21 protein-coding genes, 1 pseudogene and 1 riboswitch are annotated in these 21,442 nt (G+C 71.1%); of the genes and pseudogenes, 10 read left to right on the forward strand and 12 right to left on the reverse strand.

The features are described 5' to 3' along the window. A complete protein-coding gene (locus AB0J80_RS11370; protein WP_364703389.1) occupies positions 1-969 on the forward strand; it encodes an alpha-hydroxy-acid oxidizing protein in 969 nt (322 codons plus the stop codon). On the opposite strand, the gene AB0J80_RS11375 is transcribed toward AB0J80_RS11370, so the two are convergent. The 4 genes from AB0J80_RS11375 to AB0J80_RS11390 form a co-directional block, all read right to left on the reverse strand. Then, a complete protein-coding gene (locus AB0J80_RS11375) occupies positions 953-2,461 on the reverse strand; it encodes a hypothetical protein (protein WP_364703392.1) in 1,509 nt (502 codons plus the stop codon). The genes AB0J80_RS11370 and AB0J80_RS11375 overlap by 17 nt on opposite strands. 85 nt (positions 2,462-2,546) lie before the next feature. Beyond that, positions 2,547-3,401: a menaquinone biosynthesis protein gene (locus tag AB0J80_RS11380; RefSeq protein ID WP_364703394.1), complete on the reverse strand. Its 855-nt coding sequence runs from the start codon at positions 3,399-3,401 to the stop codon at positions 2,547-2,549. Then, complete coding sequence (locus AB0J80_RS11385) at positions 3,398-4,636, reverse strand: MFS transporter (protein WP_364703397.1); 1,239 nt, start codon at positions 4,634-4,636, stop codon at positions 3,398-3,400. The genes AB0J80_RS11380 and AB0J80_RS11385 overlap by 4 nt, the downstream gene beginning before the upstream one ends. Positions 4,637-4,653: 17 nt before the next feature. Continuing rightward, positions 4,654-5,247, reverse strand: coding sequence for a helix-turn-helix domain-containing protein (locus tag AB0J80_RS11390; protein ID WP_364703399.1), 594 nt, complete (start codon positions 5,245-5,247; stop codon positions 4,654-4,656). 177 nt (positions 5,248-5,424) lie between these two features. On the opposite strand from AB0J80_RS11390, the gene AB0J80_RS11395 reads away from it, so the two are divergent. Then, positions 5,425-7,449, forward strand: coding sequence for an AAA family ATPase (locus tag AB0J80_RS11395; protein WP_364703402.1), 2,025 nt, complete (start codon positions 5,425-5,427; stop codon positions 7,447-7,449). A 136-nt stretch (positions 7,450-7,585) separates the two neighbouring features. Here AB0J80_RS11395 and AB0J80_RS11400 read toward each other — a convergent pair whose 3' ends face one another. Further along, positions 7,586-8,008, reverse strand: a complete 423-nt coding sequence (locus tag AB0J80_RS11400) for a GNAT family N-acetyltransferase (RefSeq protein WP_364703405.1) — start codon at positions 8,006-8,008, stop codon at positions 7,586-7,588. Between the two features lie 70 nt (positions 8,009-8,078). On the opposite strand from AB0J80_RS11400, the gene AB0J80_RS11405 reads away from it, so the two are divergent. From AB0J80_RS11405 to AB0J80_RS11425, 5 genes are all read left to right on the forward strand, one after another. Beyond that, positions 8,079-8,666, forward strand: coding sequence for a transporter (locus AB0J80_RS11405; protein WP_364703408.1), 588 nt, complete (start codon positions 8,079-8,081; stop codon positions 8,664-8,666). Continuing rightward, on the forward strand, positions 8,663-8,977 hold the full coding sequence (locus tag AB0J80_RS11410) for a transcriptional regulator (RefSeq protein ID WP_364703410.1): 315 nt from the start codon (positions 8,663-8,665) through the stop codon (positions 8,975-8,977). The genes AB0J80_RS11405 and AB0J80_RS11410 overlap by 4 nt, the downstream gene beginning before the upstream one ends. Further along, the gene (locus AB0J80_RS11415) at positions 8,974-9,840 is read left to right on the forward strand and encodes an ABC transporter ATP-binding protein (protein WP_364703413.1); all 867 of its coding nucleotides are present in this window, start codon (positions 8,974-8,976) and stop codon (positions 9,838-9,840) included. Before AB0J80_RS11410 ends, AB0J80_RS11415 begins: the two co-directional genes overlap by 4 nt. Before the next feature lie 9 nt (positions 9,841-9,849). Next, positions 9,850-10,590, forward strand: a complete 741-nt coding sequence (locus AB0J80_RS11420) for an ABC transporter permease (RefSeq protein ID WP_364703415.1) — start codon at positions 9,850-9,852, stop codon at positions 10,588-10,590. Positions 10,591-10,670: 80 nt separating this feature from the next. Continuing rightward, positions 10,671-11,432: a VOC family protein gene (locus AB0J80_RS11425; RefSeq protein ID WP_364703418.1), complete on the forward strand. Its 762-nt coding sequence runs from the start codon at positions 10,671-10,673 to the stop codon at positions 11,430-11,432. Here AB0J80_RS11425 and AB0J80_RS11430 read toward each other — a convergent pair. From AB0J80_RS11430 to AB0J80_RS11440, 3 genes are all read right to left on the reverse strand, one after another. Then, positions 11,422-12,186 (reverse strand): ABC transporter ATP-binding protein, encoded by a 765-nt coding sequence (locus AB0J80_RS11430; protein WP_364703421.1) that lies wholly within the window; start codon positions 12,184-12,186, stop codon positions 11,422-11,424. The two genes, AB0J80_RS11425 and AB0J80_RS11430, sit on opposite strands and share 11 nt — an antisense overlap. Beyond that, the gene (locus AB0J80_RS11435) at positions 12,183-13,262 is read right to left on the reverse strand and encodes an iron ABC transporter permease (RefSeq protein ID WP_364703723.1); all 1,080 of its coding nucleotides are present in this window, start codon (positions 13,260-13,262) and stop codon (positions 12,183-12,185) included. The genes AB0J80_RS11430 and AB0J80_RS11435 overlap by 4 nt, the downstream gene beginning before the upstream one ends. A 104-nt stretch (positions 13,263-13,366) precedes the next feature. After that, positions 13,367-14,284 (reverse strand): ABC transporter substrate-binding protein, encoded by a 918-nt coding sequence (locus AB0J80_RS11440; protein ID WP_364703423.1) that lies wholly within the window; start codon positions 14,282-14,284, stop codon positions 13,367-13,369. Between the two features lie 97 nt (positions 14,285-14,381). Then, positions 14,382-14,441, reverse strand: a riboswitch (cobalamin riboswitch). Positions 14,442-14,543: 102 nt separating this feature from the next. On the opposite strand from AB0J80_RS11440, the gene AB0J80_RS11445 reads away from it, so the two are divergent. Then, positions 14,544-15,014, forward strand: coding sequence for a helix-turn-helix domain-containing protein (locus tag AB0J80_RS11445; protein WP_364703426.1), 471 nt, complete (start codon positions 14,544-14,546; stop codon positions 15,012-15,014). 12 nt (positions 15,015-15,026) lie between these two features. After that, a complete protein-coding gene (locus tag AB0J80_RS11450) occupies positions 15,027-15,575 on the forward strand; it encodes a PIN domain-containing protein (RefSeq protein ID WP_364703429.1) in 549 nt (182 codons plus the stop codon). Positions 15,576-15,630: 55 nt separating this feature from the next. Here the strand turns inward: AB0J80_RS11450 and AB0J80_RS11455 are convergent. The 4 genes and pseudogenes from AB0J80_RS11455 to mqnE all read right to left on the reverse strand — a co-directional run. After that, a pseudogene (locus tag AB0J80_RS11455) lies at positions 15,631-16,923 on the reverse strand (M14 family metallopeptidase); the annotation flags it as partial. A gap of 125 nt (positions 16,924-17,048) precedes the next feature. Then, entirely contained in the window at positions 17,049-17,516 is a 468-nt protein-coding gene (locus tag AB0J80_RS11460; protein ID WP_364703432.1) for a DUF4229 domain-containing protein, read from the reverse strand. A 13-nt stretch (positions 17,517-17,529) separates the two neighbouring features. Next, positions 17,530-17,958: a hypothetical protein gene (locus AB0J80_RS11465; RefSeq protein ID WP_364703435.1), complete on the reverse strand. Its 429-nt coding sequence runs from the start codon at positions 17,956-17,958 to the stop codon at positions 17,530-17,532. 137 nt (positions 17,959-18,095) lie between these two features. Further along, positions 18,096-19,265: an aminofutalosine synthase MqnE gene (gene mqnE / locus AB0J80_RS11470; RefSeq protein WP_364703437.1), complete on the reverse strand. Its 1,170-nt coding sequence runs from the start codon at positions 19,263-19,265 to the stop codon at positions 18,096-18,098. 217 nt (positions 19,266-19,482) lie between these two features. Here mqnE and AB0J80_RS11475 point away from each other — a divergent pair, with 217 nt between their 5' ends. After that, on the forward strand, positions 19,483-21,189 hold the full coding sequence (locus tag AB0J80_RS11475) for an NlpC/P60 family protein (RefSeq protein ID WP_364703440.1): 1,707 nt from the start codon (positions 19,483-19,485) through the stop codon (positions 21,187-21,189). Positions 21,190-21,442 lie beyond the last annotated feature (253 nt).

The following is a 21,442-nucleotide window of genomic DNA, read 5'->3' on the forward strand; positions in this document are numbered from 1 at the left end:
ATGGACCTGCAGGAGCAGGCGCGGGCCGTGCTGCCCGCGTCTGTCTTCCACTACTACTCCGCCGGAGCCGGCGAGGGCATCAGCCGGGACGAGGCCGCCGCCGCGTGGCGAGCCTGGCGGTTCCTGCCGCGGCTGTTCCAGGACGTCTCCTCCGTGAGCACGTCGACCACGTTGTTCGGCACGCAGCTTGCCGTGCCCGTGCTGGCCGGGCCGACCGCCCTGCACACCCTGGCGCATCCCGAGGGCGAGGTCGCGACCGCTCGGGGCGTCGCCGCGGCCGGGTCGCTGCTCGTGCAGTCGTCGCGGGCCGGGCGGATGATCGAGTCGGACCGGTGGTGGTTCCAGGCGTACGTGCTGCGGGACCGGTCACTCACCGAGGCGCAGGTGCGGGACGCGGCCGGCCGTGGGGCGTCCGCGATCGTGCTGACCGCCGACGCCCCGTATGTGTATCGCAACGCGCTGCCGGAGGCCGGTGACGCCGCGCCTGCGGTCCGGCCCCTCGAGCAGCGGCAGGACCCGGCGCTGGGCGCGGACGCCGTCGGCTGGCTCGCCGAGTTCTCCGGTCTGCCCGTCCTGGTCAAAGGCGTCCTGCGGCCGGAGGACGCCGTCGCCGCCGTCGAGGCCGGAGCCGCAGGGTTGATCGTCTCCAACCACGGCGGCCGCCAGCTGGACCGGGCCGTGGCATCCGCGGATGCCCTCGATGCGGTGGTCGCGGCGGTGGCGGCGCGGGTCCCGGTTCTGGTGGACGGCGGGATCCGCACCGGCGCCGACGTGCTGACCGCCCTGGCGCTGGGGGCGAGCGCCGTGCTCATCGGGCGGCCGGTGCTCTGGGCGCTCGCTACGGGCGGCGCTGAGGGCGTACGGAATCTTCTTGATCTTTATCGGGACGATCTCGCGCGAACGATGGCCCAGGCCGGCGTGCCCTCCCTGGCCGATGTGGACGGATCGCTGGTCACTCGGCGACCGTGACGATCCGGCGGCGCCGGGCGATGACGAAGGCGGCCGCGCCCGCGGCCAGCAGCAGCGCGCCACCTCCCGCGAGAAGTCCCGCCGGCGCGCCGGTCACCGGGAGACCCCCGCCGGAGCCGCCGGCGGTCAGCTGCACCGCGATCTGCGCGACGTCGTTCGACTTCTTCGAATCCTGCTCGCCGCCGTCCACCGTGACCGACCCCGCGGAGGACGCGCCGGTGATCGTGCCGGTGAAGGAGAAGACCGCCTGCTCACCCTTGCCGAGGTTCTCGATCGCGATGCAGACGTAGTCACGGCCGTGCACCTCGCCGCCGTCGTCGCCGACCGGCTTCCCGTCGACCACCGCCATGCAGTCCCGGTCGACCTTGGTCAGCTCCACGCCGGCCGGGATGCGGACCTTGCTGAAGGAGATCCATCCCTGCAGCGGCCCGAGCATCGCCGCCGGGCCGTCGTTGCGCACGCCGACCTTGACGGTACGGGTATCGCCCACGGCACCCGTGAACGTCGCACCGACCGCCACGTTGTCCGCCGGGTTCTTGGACACCTTGACGAAGAACGAGGCGATGTTGTCCCAGTCGTTGAGCTCCCCCTCGGCAGCCGAGGACCGCCGCTGGTTCACCGGCACGAGCTTGAGCGGCGCTTTCGCGGTGGACGCGCGCTCCCGGGCGGCCAGCAGAGCAAGGTCGGAGTCCTCGTCCAGACCGGTGGCGATCGCGCCGGCGAAGTACTCACCCGGGCCGGGGGCGTTCGCGGCGACCTTGACCCGCATCGGCGTCGCGGCGGAGAGGGTGAAGACCTCGTCCGCGCCGAGGGTCTGCTCGAAGACGCAGGCCACGCCGAAGAGCTCATCGACCTTGACGCAGTTGCTGTAGGTGCTCGCGAAGCTGAGGAACGGCGCGCCGGCCAGGATGACGGCGAGACCCTCCACGGGCCTGTTGCCCGCATTGCGCACCACCACCGGCACCGTGGCCGACTTGCCCGGTGCGACCTTCATGTCCTCGATGGTGCCGACCTCCAGGTCGACGCCGGCCTCGGCACGCAGCACCGACACGTGCGCCAGGCTGACCGACTCGCCCGAGCCGTCCCGCGCGCTGACGGTCACGGTCTCGCCGAGCTCCGGCAGGTCGGCGGTCGGCCGCACCTGGAACTTGTACGACTTGCGCGCACCCACCGCCAGCTCGCCCACGTCACAGCCGTCGGGCGCACAGCCCTCCGGCGCGGTGAACCCCACGGAGGCCGGAATCGGCGACCCGTCGTCGTCGGTGAACTCGACCCGTACGCCCTCCGCCGGCACCCCACCGACGTTGAAGACCTGGAACTCGACCGTCTTCGCCTTGCCGTCGAGAGTGACGATCCGGTCCGGGACGAACACCTCGACCTCGGCGCGCTCCTCCTCCGGATCCGCCTGCGCGGGCAGGGCAGAGCCGATCGAGGCGAGGCCGACAAGGGCCAGGGACAGGGCGAACCGGCCCAGGAAGGTGTGCAGACGCATGGCCACCGCTTAGTGATCAAGGAAGAGGTCCGCGGCAGATTAGGGGACCCCCCGGCGTCAGCACCACCCCCGAGCGCCCAGAAAATCAGACCTGAGCGAAGACCGGCCCATCGGCCGGCAGCGGCGGCGCCTCACCCCGTGCGGCGGCGCGCCGGGCGAACTCCCGCACCCCGGCGATCTGACGCTCACCCAGGGAGAAGTCGAGCGCCCGGAAGTACGCGGCGAGGGTGGCCGCGTCGAACGGCTCCCACCGGGCGGCCGCCTCGGCGACCGCGTCCAGCTCGTCGAGGCAGAGATCCCGGGACCGCTGGAACGCCTCGTGCACCTCCTTGACGACCCCCGGCTGCGCGGCAGCGAAGTCCTTGCGCACCGCCCAGACCGCGAAGACCATCGGCAGCCCGGTCCACTCCTTCCACGCCTGAGCCAGGTCGGTCACCTCGAGCCCGAGCCCCGGCGCCTCGTAGAGGGCACGCAGCGCCGGATCGCCGATCAGCACGCCGGCGTCCGCCTCCAGCAGCATCTGGTTGAGCTCGGGCGGGCACCGGAAGTACTCAGGGTCGGCGCCGTACCGCTCGGTGAGGATCATCTGGGCGAGCAGCACCCCGGTCCGCGAGGTGGACCCCAGCGCGACCGGGCGGCCGTCCAGCTCCCCGAGGGGCCGCGTGGAGACCAGGTTGACCGAGAGCACCGGACCGTCGCTGCCCACCGCGAGATTCGGCAGCAACAGCAGCTCGTCGGCATGCCGCAGATACTCCACCAGCGAGATCGGCCCGATGTCGAGATCACCGGCGACGAGCGCGGCGTTCAGCCGGTCGGGCGTGTCCTTCTGCAGGTCGACGTCGAGCAGAGCGCCGGAACGCATCAGACCCCAGTAGATGGGCAGGCAGTTGAGGAACTGAATGTGCCCGACCCGGGGGCGCTGCACTACGTCGTCGCTCATGCTCCGACGCTATCCCCGGCGGCGACCGGATGCGGCCTTCCCAAGGTCTGGGAGGGAGCTATCTCACGTCCGGCCCGGCGTACGGGGGCCACGCAGCACAGGACCGCGACCAGGCCGGCCACTCCCGCGGCGGCGACCAGCGGCCGGGGTGCGAATGCCTCGACCAGGGGTCCGCCCACGAGAAAACCGATCATGCCGGCACCCTGCGTCGCCGAGCTCATCGTGGCGAAGGCGCGTCCCCGCGCGGCGGCGGGAACCCGTTCGGCGACGACGACGCTGGTGTACACGTTCAGGCCGCCGTTGCAGAACCCTCCGGCCAGCCAGAGGGGAACGATGAGCAGCGCGTGCGAGACCCCGGCGGCCGCGACGACAGCGGTGCAGCAGCCGGCCATGAGCAGGAGCGTGAGACGTACCAGGCGTACCGATCCGGCGCGGCCGCGTTCCCTCCGCCCGAGGATCGCCGCGCCGATCAGCGCACCGGCCGACCAGCTCGCCGCGACCAGGCCGAAGATGGTGGTGGAGGCGTGCAGGGTCTCGCGGATGAAGAACACTTCGATGACGTTGATCGCTCCGACCCCGGCGACCGTCGCGGCCAGCGCCCCGATCATGACGGCGATCACGCTGTCATCCCGCACTCTCCACCGCACCTTCGCGGCTCGGGCCGTCGTCGCCCGGCGGGTGCGGATGAGCAGTCCGGCCGCCACCAGCGCGAGATAGCTGCCAGCGTCGATGAGCAGCGGCACCCGGGCGCCGAACTGCCCGACCAGCACGCCGGCGAGTGCCGGAGCGGCCAGCACGCCGATCATGGCGGCGGTCTGGTTGATGCCGCTCGCCCGGGCCATGTCCTCCCGGCGGACCATTGCGGGCAGCAGCGCGGCGAGGGTCGGCTGGGTGACCGCCAGCCCGCAGGCCAGCACGGCCACGAGAGCGATGATCACCGCGGGGGCGGAGGTGAAGGCCAGCATCGCGCAGACTCCGGTCTGCGCGATCCCGGCGACGACCAACACCGTGCGGCTGTCCGCCCGGTCCGCGATCCGTCCTGCGATCGGCGCCAGCAGAGCCAGCGGCGCGCTCGCCGCCAGCATCAGCCCGGACACGGCGAGCCCACCCGCCCCGGCTTGCTGCAGGACCAGGGCGAGCGCCGTGGCAGCGAGGAAGTCACCGCACGCCGAGACGCCTCGGGCCGCGGCGGCCACGTAGACGTCGCGCCACCGGCTCGCAGATATGAAGGACATACTTCGAAAATATTCCTTCACATCTGCGGTGGCAACCCCTCCTCGACGGGGAAGGCCGCGTAATGCACGGCTACCGGCCGGGCGTCCGACGGCGCGCCGGTTATCCGCTCCCGTCGCCGGTAAGGCTCGATCAGCTCCTGGATCCGCACGTTCAGCTCGGTCAGCTCGGCCGCCGTGACCAGCAGCATCGAGTTCGACAGGGTCGCGGCCTCCTGCCAGGCCTCGGGCTCCTCGTGCTGTCGCGCGACCCATTCGCGCAGCCGCGTGAAGTCCCGCGACAGAAAGACGTCGACAAGCGCCTGCTGACTTCTCCGCGTTTCCGGCTCCCCGAGGTCACCCTCGACGCTGAAGCCGGACGTGGTGCTGCGCCACAACCGTTCGCGGCCGTCGCCCCGGCTCGGCGCCTGCTCGACCATGCCGACCTTGGCCAGCTCGCGCAGGTGATAGCTGGTGGCGCTCGGCGACAGACCGACCAGGCCCGCGCACTGGGTGGCGGTCACCGCCTCACCGGTGCTGGTGAGGTGCTCGACGATCGCGATGCGCGCGGGATGCGCCAGCGCCCGCATCACGTGCGGTTCGGTGATCCTGACGCGGGTCTCCTGCTCAGCCATGCCTAGATGATCCCGCGTTAATTCGGTCGTGGGGGCGACGGGCCTTCGCGTACCCTGGTGGGCTCGCCCGCGGGGACCGCGCGCTTTCAACCGGGCACTGCCGACACCGCACCTTGACGGAGCGCCGGGCGGCCCAGGTCAGCCGAACACAGACACCGACGCCGAAAGGTTCCTCGGATGACGCTGCCTGCCCACACCGACCTCGACGACGATCTCGCCGCGGAGCGACGGCATCTGGCCGACTCCCGCGCCGCCCTGGCCCGGATGCGGGGCCGGGCCGAGTCGCTCTTCTCGTCCTCCGCCGACGTCGCCGGCGACGCCTTCGCCGCCGAGACGCTGGGCCGGGCCCTTTCGCGCCGGGTGGCCGAGCTGGCGGACGACCCGACCACTCCCCTGTTCTTCGGCAAGCTCGACATCGAGGAGTCCGCGTACCACATCGGGCGGCGGCACGTCACCGATGATGCCGGGGAGCCGATGGTGCTCGACTGGCGGGCGCCGCTGTCGCAGTCGTTCTACCGGGCCAGTGTGCGCGACCCGCAGGGGGTGTCGACGCGCCGGCGGTTCGGGTTCGTCAAGGGTGAGCTGACCAGCTTCGAGGACGAGCATCTGGACCGCGGCGAGGAACTGGGCACCAAGAGTCGCATCCTCACCGCCGAGATCGAGCGGCCGCGCGTCGGGCCCATGCGCGACATCGTGGCGACCATTCAACCCGAGCAGGACGAGCTGGTTCGGGCCGAGCTCGAGGACTCGATCTGCGTGCAGGGCGCGCCCGGCACCGGGAAGACCGCGGTCGGGCTGCACCGGGCCGCCTATCTGCTGTACGTGCACCGCGAACGGCTGAAGCGCTCCGGAGTGCTCATCGTCGGCCCGAACACCGCGTTCCTGTCGTACATCGCGGCGGTGCTCCCGGCGCTGGGCGAGGTCGACGTGCAGCAGTCCACCGTGGACGACCTGATCGCGCGCGTACCGGTGAAGGGCCGGGACAGCGAGGCGGCCGTGCTGCTGAAGCACGACGTACGCATGGCCGAGGTGTTGCGCCGTGCGGTGTGGAGCAGGCTGGTCAAGCCCACTGAGCCCATCATGGTGTCGGACGGCTCGTACCGGTGGCGCATCGACGTCGAACCGCTGCGCCGGACCGTGGACGAGGCCCGCCGCGAGGGCCTGCCGTACGCGGTGGGCCGCGAGCGGGTCCGCGCCCGCGTGGTCGGCCTGCTGCAGCGGCAGTCGGAGTACCGCACCGGGAACTCGCCGAGCGAGGGCTGGCTGCGCAAGATGGCGAAGGTGGCGCCGGTCCGCGACTTCCTCGACAAGGCGTGGCCCGCGCTCACCCCGGAGGCGCTGGTCGTCGCGGTGCTGACCGACGCGGAGCTTTTGGCGTCGGCGGCGGACGGCGTTCTCACCGCCGAGGAGCAGGCCGCGCTGCTGTGGCCCAAGGCGCCGAAGACGCCGAAGTCGGCCCGGTTCAGCGCCGCCGACCTGCTGCTTCTCGACGAGGCGGCCGGGCTGCTGGAACGTCAGACGAGCTTCGGGCACGTGGTGGTGGACGAGGCGCAGGACCTGTCGCCCATGCAGGCACGGGCCATCGCCCGGCGCAGTGAGCACGGGTCGATCACGTTGCTCGGCGACCTGGCGCAGGGCACCGCGCCGTGGGCGGCCGCGCAGTGGAAGGACACGCTGGCTCATCTCGGCAAGCCGGACGCGGCCGTGGTGCCGTTGACGGTCGGCTTCCGCGTACCGGCGGCGGTCGTGGCGTTGGCCAACCGGCTGCTGCCCGCGCTGGGGGTGGACGTGCCGGAGGCCGTCTCGCTGCGCCGCGACGGCGACCTCGCGATGGTGGCGCTGACCGATCCGGCCGAGGTCGACGGCGCGACGCTCGTGGAGGTGACCGCGGCGCTGGAGCACGAGGGCTCGGTGGCGGTGATCGCGGCGGACGCCACGGTGGACCGGCTGCGTGCTCACCTCGCCGCCGCGGGTCTGCAGGCCGCGACGCCGGACGACGTCGACTCCGAGGCGCGCGTCACGGTGGTGCCGGCCACGATCGTCAAGGGCCTCGAGTACGACCACGTCATCGTCGTCGAGCCCGCGGAGATCGTCGCCGCCGAGCCCCGCGGACTGCACCGGCTCTACGTGGTGCTGACCCGGGCCGTGTCCCGGCTGTCGGTGGTCCACGCCGCCCCGCTGCCGGAGGCGTTGCGGGCCTGAGCTCGTACCCTCGGATGCGGGTCCGCGGCCAGGGCCGGCCGGGCCGCGGCCACCGCCCGGACGAGCGGGTCGACAGGGTCGGCCAGGTGCCGGACCGCGAGCAGCTCGGCGGAGACCGGGCGGTCGGCGTGCATCGTTACAGCGGTTTGACCCAGCGGGACCAGTCGTCCTGGCGGTGGTAGCCGTGGGCCGCCCAGATGGCGTGGGCGGCCTCGTTGTCATCGAGGACCATCGCGTCGATGCGGATGCCGCCGAGGGCTCGGCAGCGCTGCTCGGCGGCCGCGAGCAGGGCGCGGCCGATGCCGGTCCGGCGGCGGGACGGGGCGACGGCGAGGCGGTAGAGGTGGCAGCGCCAGCCGTCCCAGCCCGCGATGACCGTGCCCACGATCTCGTCGCCGTCGACGGCCAGGATGAGCGCGTCGGGATCGCGCAGGTGCAGCGCCGCGACGGCGGCCGGCGTGTCGGCCGGGCGGCTCGCGTTCTCGGCGGCGCCGCCCCAGAAACGCAGGACGGCGCCGAGCTCGCGCGGCTCGGCGGTTCGCAACACCAGGTCCCCCATGGCCGAGATGCTAACCGAGATCAACTTTATGGCACAAAGTTCTTTGACTTTGCGCGGTAAAGTGCTTTGCATGGTCGACGACGAACAGCCACCCCGTGACCCTCTCGTCCTCATCCAGCAGGAGCAGGCCGCCATGGTGCGCAGGATCGTTCCCGATCCCCGGCTCCTGCTCTGGCCGTGGGGGATCGCCTGGCTCCTCGGCTTCACGGTGTTCTTCCTGCGCTACGGCCCCGACGACCGGGTCCTGGTCGCCATGCCGCCGTGGCTGCCGCTGGTCTTCCTGCTCGCTCTGATCGCGACGGCCGGAACGATCACCGGCATCGTGGGCGCCCGCGCGGCCCGGCAGGTCACCGGCCCGAGCTCCCGTCAGGGCGGAATGTACGGGCTCACCTGGGCCCTGGCCTTCGCCGGCATGATCTCCGTCCTCAACCGCATCGGCGACCAGCTGCCGACCGGCCTGGCCAACCTCGTCTACGCCGGCACCATGACCGCCCTGACCGGCGCCCTGCACATGGCCGGCGGCGCGCTCTGGGATGACCGCACGCTGTTCCGCCTCGGTGCTTTCATCAGCGTCATCAATGTCGTCGGCGTGATCCTCGGCGCGGGCTGGCACGCGCTGGTCGTCGGCCTCGTCTCGTGGCTGCGGATGCCGCGATGAGCGACGCGGTGCCGGAGCTCGACCCGGTCATCCACGCCCAGGCCCGCCTGCGGGTCGTCTCGTCGCTGTCCACACTGCGCGAGGGCGACAGCATCGCCTTCCCCCGGCTGCAGGACATCCTGCGGATGACGGCCGGCAACCTCTCCGTCCACCTGCGCAAGCTCGAGGACGCCGGATACGTCGAGGTCGTCAAGACGCATCAGGGCCGCACCCCGGCCACCCTCGTGCACCTCACCCGCCGCGGGCGGCTGGCCTTCGAGGACTACACCGCGGCCGTACGCGCGCTGCTCGAACCGGAGGAGGGCCGATGATGCTCGCCCGCGCGATGGACGTCACCCGGCGGTACGGCACCGTGCTCGCCCTCGACCACCTCGACCTCGACGTCCACGCGGGAGAGCTCGTCGGCCTGCTCGGGCCCAACGGCGCCGGGAAGAGCACGCTGGTCTCGCTGCTCACCGGCGTACGGAGGCCGACCTCGGGCCGCGTCGAGTTGTGCGGCGGGGACCCGCAGGACCCGGCCACCCGGCGGGCGCTCGGCGTCACGCCCCAGGAGACCGGGCTGCCGGGGGCGCTGCGGGTGGGCGAGGTGGTCGACTTCGTCCGCGCGCACTTCCCCGACCCGCTGGGCAAGGCCGAGCTACTCGCCCGCTTCGGCCTGCAGGACCTGGTCAGGCGCCAGACCGGCGGGCTCTCCGGCGGGCAGAAGCGGCGGGTGGCCGTCGCCCTCGCCTTCGTCGGCCGCCCGCGCATCGTCTTCCTCGACGAGCCGACCACCGGGCTCGACGTCGAGGCGCGGCACGCGCTGTGGGACGGCATCCGCAAGTTCCACGCCGACGGTGGCACGGTGGTGCTGACCAGCCACTACCTCGAGGAGGTGGAGGCGCTGGCGAGCCGGGTGGTCGTCATCGGCGGCGGGCGGGTGCTCGCCGACGACACCGTTGCGGCCGTACGCGGAATGGTCGCGATCCGGCGCGTGAGCCTGACTCTGGCCGTACCCGTACCGGATCTTCCCGGGGTGATCGGCACCGAGCGTGACGGGAACCGCACTCATCTGCTGACGCCGGACGCGGACCGCCTGGTCCGCGACCTGATCGCGCACGACGTGCCGTTCCAGGACCTGGAGGTCCGACCCACGTCGCTGGAGGAAGCCTTCCTCACCCTGACCGCCGCCTGAAGGAGAGCCGTGTCGTCCCTCGCCCTGACCCACGCCCGGTTCCAGCTGCTCGAGACCCTGCGCATCCCGATGGCGCTGATCGGCAGCGCCTTCTTCCCGGCCGCGTCGATGATCTTCTTCGTGGTGCCGTTCGTCGGCGACGACCGCACCTACGCGACCTACGCCACCGCCTCGATGGTGACGTTCGTGGTGATGACCTCCAACCTCTTCCAGTACGGCATCGGCGTCGCCGAGGACCGCGCGCAGCCCTGGGACCCGTACGCCCGCACCCTCCCGGCCGGCGCCGCACCCCGCTTCCTCGGCCGCATCCTGGCCGGGCTCGTCCTCATGGTCCTGTCGCTGGTCCCGGTCGTCGTGATCGCGGCGGTGGCGACCGAGGCGAGCGTCAGCGCGGGCGGCTTCCTGGCGGCGCTCGGGGCGGTGGTGGCCGCCGCCGTGCCGTTCACGCTCATGGGGCTGGCGATCGGCTACTCGCTGCCGGCCAAGGCCGCGATCGTGCTGGCCCAGGTGCTGTTCTTCCCGCTGGCGTTCGGCGGCGGCCTGATGACCGCCCCGGGCGGCGCACCCGGGTTCGTCGAGGTCATCGCGCCCTACCTGCCCACCGGCGCGGCCGTACGCCTCATGTGGGCGGCCGTCGGCGACTTCCCGCTGCAACCGGCATCGATCGCGGCCCTGCTCATCTGGACGGCCGCCCTCGCTGGGGTGGCCGCATGGGCCTATCGCCGCGACGAGGGTCGGCGGTTCAGTTGAACTTCCGACTGAGCGGCCTCGTACCAGGCATCGCGGTGCAACGATTCGTCTGTCGTCTGCCGTAGCCCGAGGAGCCCTTCATGACCCATCCGACGCCCGGTGTGCCGAACTGGGTCGACCTGGGCACAGCGGACCTGGAGGACGCGACCCGCTTCTACACCGAGCTGTTCGGCTGGGAGGCCGACGTGTCCGGCGAGGAGTACGGCGGCTACACCACTTTCCGCCTCGACGGACGCGCCGCGGCGGGCGCCGGGCCGCTCTACGGCGAGGGGCAGCCGACGGCGTGGAGCACGTACGTCGCCACCGACGACGCCGACGCGGTCGCGGCCCGGGTCGAGGCGGCCGGCGGCAAGGTGCTCGTCGCGCCCTTCGACGTCATGTACCAGGGCCGGATGGCCGCCTTCCTGGACCAGGCCGGGGCCCCCTTCAGCGTGTGGCAGCCCGGCAGCATGAAGGGCGCCGACGTCTTCGACGTGCCGGGCGCCCTGGCCTGGAACGAGCTCGCCACCCGGGACGTCGAGGGGTCGGCCGCCTTCTACGGCGCGGTCTTCGGCTGGGTGGCGCGCGAGATCTCGGTACAGGGGCTGCCGTACCTCGTCTGGGAGCTGGCCGGCAAGACCGTCGCCGGCATGCGGATGATGGACGCCACCTGGCCGCAGGACCTGCCCCCGCATTGGATGGTCTACTTCGCTACGGCCGACTGCGACGAGTCGGCCGCGTACGCGCAGTCCCTCGGCGCCCAGGTCGCGCGCCCGCCGTCGGATGTGCCCATCGGCCGCTACGCCGTGCTCGAGGATCCCCAGGGCGGCCTCTTCGCCCTGCTGCAGAGCGTCACCGCCTGACCGGTACGACGACCGGCCCGTGCCCGCCGTCGAAGACCTTGACGCGTACGCGGTAGTGCTCGGCCAGCAGCTCCTCGGTGAGGACGTCCCGCGCCGTTCCCCTGGCCACGACCCGGCCGGCCGCCAGCAGCACCATGCGGTCGGCGTACTCGCCGGCGGTCGACAGGTCGTGCATGGTGGCGAGCACGGTAAGCCCCCGCTCGGCCCGCAACCGGTCCACAAGCTCCAGGACCTCCTGCTGATGGCCGATGTCGAGCGCGCTGGTCGGCTCGTCCAGCAGCAGGATCCCGGCGCCCTGAGCGAGCGCCCGCGCCAGGAAGACGCGCTGCCGCTCGCCGCCGGAGAGAGTCTCCAGCCGCCGCCCCGCAAAGGGGTGCAGGTCGAGCGCCCCGAGAACCTCGTCGACCGCCGCCAGGTCGGAGTCGGACTCGCGGCCCAGCGCGGGAATGTAGGGCGTCCGTCCGAGCAGCACGTAGTCGTAGACGAGCATCGCCGGCGGCACGACCGGCGACTGCGCCACGGTGGCGAGCGTCCGGGCCCGCTCCCGCCGCGGCAACCGGTCCAATGCCGTCCCACCCAGCAGAACCGTTCCCTCGTACGCGACGAGCCCGCCGACCGCCCGCAGCACGGTCGACTTGCCGGCACCGTTCGGCCCGATGATCGTGACCCACTCGCCGTCGGCCACGTCGAGATCCACCCCGTCGACGACCAGCGCGCCGCCCAGCCGCACCCGCAGCCCGGAAACCGAGATCATGCCCGCGTCCTCCGCAGCACCACGGCGAAGAACGGGGCACCGAAGAACGCCGTCACCACCCCGATCGGAATCTCCGCCGGGTCGGCCACGGTCCGCGCCACGAGGTCGGTCAGCGCCAGGAACGCCCCGCCGAAGAGCACCGACAGCGGCAGGATCGACCGGTAGCTCGGCCCGGCGAGCAGCCGCAACGTGTGCGGCACGATGATGCCGACGAACCCGATCAGGCCGGAGACCGACACGGCCGCGGCAGTGCCCAGCGAAGCGGCCACCACCAGTAGGTAGCGGCTGCGCTGCGGATGCAGCCCCAGACTGGTCGCTTCCTCGTCCCCGACGGTCAGCACGTCCAGCTCCCGACGGTGGGCGAGCACGATGAGGCCGGTCACCACCGCGTACGGCAGCACGATCAGCACGTCATGCCAGCCCGCGGTGGCGAGGCGGCCGAGCAGCCAGGCGTACACCTCCCGCATCGACTCGGTATGCCGCTGCATGAGAAACGTCTGAGCCGCCGACAAGAACGCGGAAACCGCCACCCCAGACAAGATCAAAGTCGCAGGCGTACGCGCGCGGCCACCGGCCCCACCGAGCAGCCACGTCAGCACGACGGCGCTCACCGCACCCACAAAAGCCGCCAACGGTACGCCGATCGGCAGGCTCCCGGTGACATCGCCGGGCCCCCCTCTTCCGGCGATCACGACAGTGACGCCCAGCCCGGCCCCCGCCGCCACACCGAGCAGGTGCGGATCGGCGAGCGGGTTGCGGAACACCCCCTGGTATGCGGCGCCGGCCAGGGCGAGAAGGGCGCCGACCAGCAGGCCCAGGACGACGCGGGGCAGGCGCAGCTCGGTGATGATGGCTACTTCCCGTGGGGTCAGGCCGCTCTGCAGCCGTACCCCCGGAAGGAGATCGAGAAGCTCGGCCGCGACGCCCGCGAAGGGAAGGGTGACCGGCCCGGCCGCGACACCGACGACCAGCGCGACCGCCACGGCGAGCACGCCCCCGGCCAGCCAGGCGACCCGCAGCCGCGCGGGTCGGACATGGGGTCTCGCCTTGGGCGCACCCACATCCCGCGCGCCCACATCCGGCGCGCCCTCATCCCGCGCGCCCACTTCCCGCGCGCCCTCAACCCGCGCGCACTCTTCCCGCGGGCCTCTTTCCGCCGCGCCGATTGGGCCGGGGTCCGTCACGCCGGGGCCTTGGCCACCGCGTCCGCAACCGCCCGGACCAGGTCGACGACGCGGGGTCCCCAGCGCGAGGCGATGTCGTCGTCGAGCGCCACGATCTGGTTGGTCTTCACCGCGGTCACGCCCGACCAGCCCTTGCGTGCCCGGACCGTGGCCGGCGACTGCGCACAGCACTTGCCGTCCGCCAGAAAGATCATGTCCGGATCGGCCGCGACCAGCGCCTCCTGGGACAGCTGCGGATACGCGGTCTTGGCGCCGTCCGCGACGTTCGTCAGCCCGAACCGGGCGAAGATCGACCCGACGAAGGTCTGCGACGTGACGGTGTAATAGGTCGGATCCAGCTCGTAGTAGTAACTGAGCGGCGCCGACCGGGCCGGCACCCCCTTGACGATCTTGTCGATGTCCGTCCGCATCCGCTCGACCAGGGCCGACGCCTCCGCCGGGTGACCGGTGAGCGTGCCCAGCTGACCGATCTCGGCGTACGAGTCGTCCAGCTTCTGCGCCGCCGGCGCCAGCAGCACCGGAATCTTCAGCTTCCCGAGCTGCTCCACGATCTTGTTGAGATCGTCCGAGATCACGACAAGATCGGGATTCTTCGCCGCGATGGCCTCCGCGTTCGGCTTGAACCCGGACAGGTCCGTCCGAGGCGCGTCCGCCGGATAGGTCGACCGGTCATCGACGGCCACCACCTGCGGCCCCGCACCGATCGCGAAGAGCATCTCGGTAGCGGTAGGCGCCAGCGACACGATCCGCGCGGGCCGACGGTCAAGCGTCACCCCACCCGCCGACGCCGGAAACGCGGCCTCGCTCGCACCCGTACTCGCGGCCGGCTGCGCATCCGACCCGGCGCCCCCGCCACCACAACCCGCGAGCAGCAACGCAGTCACCGCGACCGCGGCACTCCACACCCGTTTCATCCTGGTCCTCCTGCCGGACATCGCCGACCGGGGTCCCGGCCCGCGAGGCGCTCCTCCGTCGAGAGCGCGATATCGCGACCGGCGCGCAGGCGACCTGGCTTGCCTGAGAACAGGACTTCACAGTTGCGGGACAGCGCCGGAATCCCACCGGCTTCGCTGCGACGCGGTCCCCCCGACGCTATCCCACGCGGTCCCCGGAAGCGCGGGAGACGTCGACCACTGAGCTTTCGTTTTTTTCGAATAGGCGTAGGCTTGAGGCATGCCGTCCGCACTGCACGAGCGCACCGTCATGCCGCCTGACGACCTCTCCTCGCTGAGCCGGTTCGCGAGCGGGCTCGCCGAGCCCATCGGGCCCGGCAAGGCACGCCTGATCGGCCCCGACGGCTCTGAGCTTGAACTACCTGAAGAGCTGTACGGCCTCCTCCGTGATGTGGTCCGTGCGCTCTCGCAGGGAGTAGCGATTTCCATCGCCCCCCGGAACACGATGCTCACCACCCAAGAGGCCGCCGACCTGCTCAACATCTCCCGCCCGACACTGATCCGACTGTTGAACGAGGAACAGATTCCGCACACGATGCGTGGACGGCATCGCCGCGTCATGCTTCGCGACGTCATCGATTACCAGGACCGGATGCGGGCCGAACGTCGCCGAACCTTGGACGAGATGACGGCCGATGCGGAGGACATGGATCTGTACACCATCACCAAGACGCCCGGGGACCTCGGATAGCGAGCGTCGTCAATGGCCTTCCCCGCCTTCCTCGATACCTGCGTCCTGTTTCCCGCCAGCCTTTGCGACACCCTGCTCCGTCTCGCCGAAGCGCAAGCGTTCCGGCCGTTGTGGTCCGGGGATGTCATGACCGAACTGCACCGGAATCTCGTGAAGCGGGACCTGCCGGCAGAAAGAGTCGACCGTCGCATAGTGCAGATGACGACGTCTTTCCCTGACGCGATGGTCACCGGGTACGAATCATTGATCGCCGGGATGACCAACGATCTCAAGGACCGGCACGTCTTGGCCGCTGCGGTTCGCGCCCACGCCGAGGTGATCGTGACCTTCAACCTGAAGGATTTCTCGACGGCAGCACTCGAGCCCTATGACATCGCAGCGGTCCACCCCGACGACTTCCTCCTGGATCAATTGGATCTTTATCCGGGCGTGACCCTGCATGCCCTTCGCGCTCAGGCTGCAGCACACCGACGGGAGCCGAAGTCAGTGGCCGGCGTACTGGCGATGTTGGAGCGAACCGGCCTGCCGCAGTTCGCCGCAGAGGTGCGCCGACACCTATGACGCGCGCCTACCTGCCATAGCTGGGAGCTATGGCAGGTAGTCGTGGGCGGCCTCAGCAGTACGTGGACTCCTTGCCGATCACCTTGTACGGGCAGTCCGCCACCTCGGCGAGCAGCAGTGCCGCTTCCCGGTTACGAGTGGTCTCGCGGGTGATGACGCTGCCGGGCGGGTAGAAGCCGCCGCCCGCCGAGCTGGTCGGGTACATCTCGAAGGTGTACGCGAAGATCTTGTGCGTGCCCCAGAGGTAGTCGAGCAGGTCGCCGTCGGTGATGTAGAGGTCGCTGGACTGCTCGGGGGTGTAGCCGTTGGTGGCGGCCATCTGGCGGCCCAGCGTCGCGAACGTGTTGTACTGGTCGGCGGTCATGCCGGTGGTGGTGTTCGCCGTGGTGTAGCCGAACGGCCAGAGCACCAGCTCCGAGTACGTGTGAAAGTCCATCGTGGCCTTGATCTGCTGGACGCCGCCGACGACACGGCTCAGCACGAAGTCGCGGACGACCCGGGTCTCGGGGGCCGAGAAGGCCGACGGGCCACGGTAGGTCTCCGAGGACGGGCTGCCGGACGAGCCACCGCAGCAGCCCCAGCGGTAGCTGTAGTTGCGGTTCAGGTCGGTTCCCACGTACGAGGATCCGGTGTTGGGCTGGCGGTTCTTGCGCCACGACCGGTAGCTGCCGGTGGCGATGTCGTACTCGGCGCCGTCCGGGTTGACCGACGGGATGATCCAGATCTCGCGGCTGTTCACGATGTTCCGGATGCGGGTGTCGCTGTTGTAGTTGTCCGTGTAGAGGTGCAGCAGGTAGACGGCCATCTCCACGGTGAGGTGCTCGCGCGCGTGGTGGTTGGCGTCGTAGAGGACCTCGGGCTCGCTCTCGTCCGTACCGACGTTGTCCGAGATCTTGACCGCGACGATGTCGCGACCCTGGTACGTCTTGCCGAGCACCCGCTTGCTCGCGATGGCCGGGTACTGGGCGACGACCGTGTTGACCTCGGCGATCATCTCCGAGTAGTTGTGGTAGGCGGCGTCACGCGACGGGAAGTCCCGGGTGGACACGTCGCCGCTCGCGCCGGTCGCCTCGATCTTCTTGACCGTGAAGCCGAGCGACCGCAGCGCCTTCACCTCCTGCGCGGTGGCGGTCACCTCGACGACGGCGTGCTCGACCGCGTCGATGGCGGCGCCGGTGCTGGCGATCGTGTTGCGCTGCGCGAGGGTACGCACGTCGTAGATCTCGTACTGGGCCGAGCTGTCGGCACGCAGTTCCGCGGTCGCGGGCTGCGCGGTGGCGGCGGATGCGGCGATCAGGGCGAGGCCGGCGGCGGCAGCCGCGGCCAGACCGGTGAGACGTCGTCTCATGAACGACCTCCGGGTGTCAGAGGGGTCCTGGCCCCGTCACTGCACCACCCGGTATCGACGTTTGGCAATCAAACCGGCGCCTGCCGGGTCATGCCAAAGTGCCCCCTACGTCGACATGATGACCGTCACGCGGTCCTGGTGTCACCCTTCCCGGGGAGCTCCGCCGCCGCGCCGGCGCCACCCTCGGCAGCGTCCCCGGCCGGGGTCGGCTCGGCGGGCGCTGCGGCCGACGCAGCATCGGCGGGCGCTGCGGCCGACGCGGCATCGGCGGGCGCTGCGGCGGACACTGCGGCCGGCGCCGCTGCGGCCGGGGCTGCTTCGGCGGCCCGGTCGCCGGCGGCGGCCGCGGCCTCGTCACCGGCCAGGGCGGCCCGCAGGCGCTCCTTCTCCGCCGCCCGCCGCTGCGCGACCGTCCCGAGCTGCTCGGCCATCTCGTTGCGCCACTTCGCCAGCAGGAAGTACGAGAACCCCGCCGACGCGACCAACGCGATCATCGCCGTGACCAGGGGGTTCAGCGGCAGCGGCAGCAGCAGCACGAACACCACGACGAACAGCCCTAGGCGGCCGAGCGTGTACTTGAGGGCGGGACTCATCACAAAACTCCTGTCAGCCCGCCCGGTGGCTCAGCCACCGGAGGCCGTAGAACCAGACCAGGCAGTAGACGACGGTGAGGCCGAGCGCGCCCACCGCCCCGCTGACCAGCGGGGGAAAGACGGGGGCGGCGAGCCCGGCGAGCGTCATTCCGGCAGCGACCCCGAAACCCGCTCCCAAAGCCCCGACCACGATCCGGTACGCCCCGAAGCCGGCCGCCCGGAACTCCTCAGTGAACAACCACACCGGCAGCACAATGGCGATCCACCCGTTGGCCCTCCCGAACTCGGAGGCGCGCACGAGCGACATCACACCCTCGAAGAGCAGCAGGATGACCAGCCCGGCCACCAGTCCACCCAGCGCCACACCGAGCAGGTCCTGAACGGTCGCCAACCGCCCGTCCGCATCTCGGCGCGGAGGGCGCGCACTCTGAGTCTCGGCCATGACAACCACGAGGGTACGCCGCCACGAACGACCCCTCGAAGTCCGGCCCGAGGGCCAGGAGGAACACGAGGCAGCCCCGCCCCGAAGCGGGACGCCAGGAGGCAGAACTCGTCAGCGCATGCCGGTCCGGGACTCCGTCAGGCCCACACCTGCTGCGGTTCGCTGCGCCGCTCGGCCAGGGACGTGGGCTTGTCGTACTCGCGGACGACCTCGTACCTGGTGTTCCGCTCGACCGGCTGGAAGCCCGCGTCCCAGATCAGGTCGAGCAGGTCGCCGCGGTGCATGGTGTTCGGCGTGCCGTACGAGTCGGCGTCGTGGGTGATCTTGTATTCGACCACCGAGCCGTCGAGGTCGTCGACGCCGAAGTTCAGGGAGAGCTGCGCCACCGACAGGCCGTGCATGACCCAGAAGCACTTCACGTGCGGGACGTTGTCGAACAGCAGCCGGGACACCGCGAAGGTCTTGAGGGACTCGGCCGGCGCCGCCATCGTCGTGCGGGCCTGGATGCGGTTGCGGATCTTGCCGTCTGCCGAGTCGACGAAGTCGTGCTGGTAGCGCAACGGGATGAAGACCGCGAAACCGCCCGTCTCGTCCTGCAGCTCGCGGAGGCGCAGCACATGGTCGACCCGGTGGCGATGTTCCTCGATGTGGCCGTACAGCATGGTGGAAGGGGTCTTCATGCCCTTCTGGTGTGCCAGCCGGTGGATCCGGGACCAGTCCTCCCAGTGGCAGTTGTGATCGACGATGTGCTGGCGGACCTCCCAGTCGAAGATCTCCGCGCCACCGCCGGTCAGCGACTCGAGGCCGGCGTCCATGAGCTCGTCGAGGATCTCGTCGGCGGGCAGGCCGCTGATCTTCTCGAACCACTGCACCTCGGTCGCCGTGAAGCACTTGAGGTTGACGTTGGGCAGTGCCGCCTTCAGCTCGCGCAGCACCTTGGGGTAGTAGCGCCAGGGCAGCGTCGGGTGCAGGCCGTTGACGATGTGCAGCTCGGTGAGCTGCTCGTCCTCCATCTCCTTGGCCTTGCGGACCGCCTCGTCGATGCGCATCGTGTACGCGTCCTTCTCCCCCGGCTTGCGCTGGAAGGAGCAGTACGCACAGCTGGCCGAGCACACGTTCGTCAGGTTGAGGTGCCGGTTGACGTTGAACATCACCCGGTCGCCGTTCATCTCCGTGCGCTTGTGATGCGCCAGCCGCCCCAGCCAGGCCAGGTCGTCGGAGTCGTAGAGGGCGATGCCGTCCTCGCGCGTCAGCCGCTCACCGGCGTAGACCTTGGCTTCGAGCTCGCGCTTCAGTCCGACGTCCATCTGGGCCCCTCTCACGTTCGCGGTGCGTCGAGCGTACGTCCTGCCTCTGACAGAAGTGCGGGGCCGTCGGCCGAGGGGCGGCGCAGCTCACGTCCCCGGCATACGATTCACAGGGTCCTTTCAACTCGAATCGATCGACACCGGTGCAGGTGTTGGGGTATGACGTTTATGGGGGACGGCAACCGCCGGCTGGCAAGCGCTCGCGGACGGGGTACGCATGGCCAAGACAGGGCAGGATCGGCGCCGCGCCGCCGTCCGGGTGCGTCCCTGGTGGCGCCCGGTCGGGTGTTCCGCCGCTGCTGCCGCCGCCCTCGCCGCCCTGTTCAACCCGCTGCCGGCCGCCGCGACCCCGGCTGCACCTCCCGCGGCGCCCGGAGCACCGGCTGCCCCTCCCGCGGCGCCGGGAGTGTCCGGAGCGGTCCCCGACACCGGGTCCCGTCCCCTCGCCGTCGGCGCGATCACGCTGCCGGGCCAGAAGCCCGGCACCCCGACCACGCCCGTCACCACCACCCCGATCGCCGGCGCGCCCACCAGCCCGCTGCTGAAGAAGGTCGAGGCCGGCCGCAACGAGATCGCGGCCAAGGGCGAGGAGCTCGCCAAGCTCGACGAGGACCTCAACCTCACCCGCACCCAGCTCACCACGGCCGACCAGAAGGTCGTCCAGAGCCAGGCCGCCGTGACGGCAGCGCAGCAGGAGGTCGAGACCGCGGCTGCCTCTGCGGTACGCGACGCCGCCGCGCTCCCTCCGGGCACCCTCGGGTCCGGGCTTCAGGACCTCGACAGCCTGGCTCGCCTGCAGCGCGGTGAGTCCGCGACCGAGCAGGCCGCCGCCCGGCAGCTGACCATCGTGCAGGCGGCGTACACGGCCGCCATCGCCGAGCAGCAGAGCCTCCGGACGAAGCTCGGCCAGCTCACCGCCGACCACACCAAGAAGAAGGCGGCACTCGACAAGAAGGTCGCCGCCCAGCAGAAGTTCGAGCAGGAGCACGCGGCCGAGATCAGCGCGGCGGACGCCGCCGAGGCCGCCCAGGACGCGCAGGCCGGCGCGGACTACCTCGCGGGCGAGAACGCGGGCCGGGGCGCCGACCCCCGAGCCATCGAAGCCCTCAAGATCGCTCTCGCGCAGCGCGGCGACCCGTACGTCTGGTCCGAAGAGGGTCCGGACGAGTTCGACTGCTCCGGGCTGATGTATTACTCGTATCGCTCCGAGGCAGCAGGCAGGTTCCCGCTCGCCCGGGTGTCGAGGGACCAGTATCTCCAGACCCACCAGAAGACGGTGGACCGCTACTCGCTGCTCCCCGGCGACCTCCTCTTCTTCAGCTCGTCGTCCAGCTGGAGCGGCATCCACCACGTGGCCATGTACGCCGGCAAAGGCCTGATGGTCGAGGCCCCGCGCACCGGCCTGAACGTGCGGCTCGTCCCCGTACGCTGGACCCGGTTGTTCGCAGCGACCCGGATCTACGGCTCGGTGGAGGGCACCGTCGAGGGCCCGAACGTGGGCACCCCGGATCCGGAGACGCCGAGCAACCACTCACCGTCGCCGCGCCCGTCGAGCAAGCCGCCGACGACCGCGCCGACCTCACCAAGCCCCAGGCCGTCGTCCTCGAGCCCGAGCCCGAAGCCCACCACGTCGAGCCCGAGCCCCAAGCCGACCACGTCGAGCCCGAGCCCCAAGCCGACCACGTCGAGCCCCAGCACGCCGCCGACCACGACGCCGCCGACCACCACTGCGCCGCCCGCCGGCACTACGTCGCCGACCCAGTCGGAGAGCAGCCAGCCTTCGACCTCGGCGCCGACCTCGGACTCGACGAAGGCCCCGTCTTCCGCCTCGACGAAGGCCCCCACCTCGGGCTCGACGAAGGCGCCCACCTCAGGCTCGACGAAGGCCCCGTCGTCCGGCTCGACGAAGGCGCCCACGTCGTAGAAGACGACCACGTCGGCCTCAGCCACACGATCGAAGCCGTCGGCCTCCGCCTCGAAGTCGGCCGAGACGCGATCTTTACGCCGGGACGGGTTGACGCCGGGTGCGCTCATGAGCGCTGATATGGCACGGTAGTGACGAACGCCCGGCATATCGGCTTGCCCGGCGTCCGGCAGGTGACGTCGCACACGGCTGGCGGCGATCGGGAGGACCCATGGACAAGCAGCAGGCGGCACCGGACAGCGACGGCACGAAG

It is taken from the genome of Actinoplanes sp. NPDC049548, assembly GCF_040676695.1.
Taxonomy (GTDB): Bacteria; Actinomycetota; Actinomycetes; order Mycobacteriales; family Micromonosporaceae; genus Actinoplanes.

What these genes read in the sequence shown, in the direction of transcription:
- AB0J80_RS11460 (WP_364703432.1), bottom strand. Translation starts at nt 17,516, where the DNA reads ATGAGTCCCGCCCTCAAGTACACGCTCGGCCGCCTAGGGCTGTTCGTC.
- AB0J80_RS11385 (WP_364703397.1), bottom strand. Translation starts at nt 4,636, where the DNA reads ATGTCCTTCATATCTGCGAGCCGGTGGCGCGACGTCTACGTGGCCGCC.
- AB0J80_RS11445 (WP_364703426.1), top strand. Translation starts at nt 14,544, where the DNA reads ATGCCGTCCGCACTGCACGAGCGCACCGTCATGCCGCCTGACGACCTC.
- AB0J80_RS11405 (WP_364703408.1), top strand. Translation starts at nt 8,079, where the DNA reads ATGGTCGACGACGAACAGCCACCCCGTGACCCTCTCGTCCTCATCCAG.
- AB0J80_RS11475 (WP_364703440.1), top strand. Translation starts at nt 19,483, where the DNA reads ATGGCCAAGACAGGGCAGGATCGGCGCCGCGCCGCCGTCCGGGTGCGT.
- AB0J80_RS11465 (WP_364703435.1), bottom strand. Translation starts at nt 17,958, where the DNA reads ATGGCCGAGACTCAGAGTGCGCGCCCTCCGCGCCGAGATGCGGACGGG.
- AB0J80_RS11370 (WP_364703389.1), top strand. Translation starts at nt 1, where the DNA reads ATGGACCTGCAGGAGCAGGCGCGGGCCGTGCTGCCCGCGTCTGTCTTC.
- AB0J80_RS11440 (WP_364703423.1), bottom strand. Translation starts at nt 14,284, where the DNA reads ATGAAACGGGTGTGGAGTGCCGCGGTCGCGGTGACTGCGTTGCTGCTC.
- AB0J80_RS11450 (WP_364703429.1), top strand. Translation starts at nt 15,027, where the DNA reads ATGGCCTTCCCCGCCTTCCTCGATACCTGCGTCCTGTTTCCCGCCAGC.
- mqnE (WP_364703437.1), bottom strand. Translation starts at nt 19,265, where the DNA reads ATGGACGTCGGACTGAAGCGCGAGCTCGAAGCCAAGGTCTACGCCGGT.
- AB0J80_RS11395 (WP_364703402.1), top strand. Translation starts at nt 5,425, where the DNA reads ATGACGCTGCCTGCCCACACCGACCTCGACGACGATCTCGCCGCGGAG.
- AB0J80_RS11430 (WP_364703421.1), bottom strand. Translation starts at nt 12,186, where the DNA reads ATGATCTCGGTTTCCGGGCTGCGGGTGCGGCTGGGCGGCGCGCTGGTC.
- AB0J80_RS11390 (WP_364703399.1), bottom strand. Translation starts at nt 5,247, where the DNA reads ATGGCTGAGCAGGAGACCCGCGTCAGGATCACCGAACCGCACGTGATG.
- AB0J80_RS11380 (WP_364703394.1), bottom strand. Translation starts at nt 3,401, where the DNA reads ATGAGCGACGACGTAGTGCAGCGCCCCCGGGTCGGGCACATTCAGTTC.
- AB0J80_RS11415 (WP_364703413.1), top strand. Translation starts at nt 8,974, where the DNA reads ATGATGCTCGCCCGCGCGATGGACGTCACCCGGCGGTACGGCACCGTG.
- AB0J80_RS11410 (WP_364703410.1), top strand. Translation starts at nt 8,663, where the DNA reads ATGAGCGACGCGGTGCCGGAGCTCGACCCGGTCATCCACGCCCAGGCC.
- AB0J80_RS11425 (WP_364703418.1), top strand. Translation starts at nt 10,671, where the DNA reads ATGACCCATCCGACGCCCGGTGTGCCGAACTGGGTCGACCTGGGCACA.
- AB0J80_RS11400 (WP_364703405.1), bottom strand. Translation starts at nt 8,008, where the DNA reads ATGGGGGACCTGGTGTTGCGAACCGCCGAGCCGCGCGAGCTCGGCGCC.
- AB0J80_RS11375 (WP_364703392.1), bottom strand. Translation starts at nt 2,461, where the DNA reads ATGCGTCTGCACACCTTCCTGGGCCGGTTCGCCCTGTCCCTGGCCCTT.